We start from the raw sequence: 609 nt of genomic DNA, 5'->3' as shown, positions 1-609 counted from the left end.
GTTTGTTATGTTTTATTACTTATTGATTATATTGAACTTTTATAACGTTCATTTGTTCGAAGCAGTTTAACTCAAAATGATAAACTTGCCTACTTTCAGCAATCATTGGTGCCGATAAGATCCCAAATAAGTTGAAGCGAAATAGCCTGCGGAATCAATGAGCAAGCAACACCAAAGAAAGAGACCTTTCAGCAAAAATCGAACCTTTTGCACACACAATTTATCAGAGCCAAACCCGACAAAAACACAAAAGCATCGTTCAACTTTCAATAGCCACAAAAAAGAACAATAAACTCATAATATCAATAAATTAGGATAGAAAACCGCTAAAATCAGACCAAACTTTCCCATTAAAATTTGTAAATTGATCTTGCTGAGGCTCAATAAAACATAACGCCGCATTAAGAGGCAGCCAACGCTACTACCAACTTTCCGCATAACATCGTAATCACAAAAACCAACGCATAATAAAAATGCCACGCGCTGAGGGATCCCCTCATAATTTCCCCAAAGCGCAACCGTACCTGAATAGATTTTGAGCAAGTATGGTTGCAGCTACGAGCAAGTCTTTCCTCGTTATTGCGTAGCCAGAATGCCGCAGAACTTCCA

The 609-nt window shown here is 38.1% G+C and carries 1 protein-coding gene; it reads right to left on the bottom strand.

Features of this window, described 5'->3' with window-relative positions:
- Positions 1–401: 401 nt before the first annotated feature.
- Positions 402–609: hypothetical protein (locus FKQ60_RS17830; RefSeq protein WP_346009516.1), on the bottom strand; the 208-nt coding region annotated here is incomplete at its 5' end.

Origin of the sequence: Vibrio sp. A11 (genome assembly GCF_013048705.1) — a bacterium.
In the GTDB taxonomy this organism is placed as follows: domain Bacteria; phylum Pseudomonadota; class Gammaproteobacteria; order Enterobacterales; family Vibrionaceae; genus Vibrio; species Vibrio metschnikovii.
This window is presented reverse-complemented; position numbering and strand designations above follow the sequence as displayed.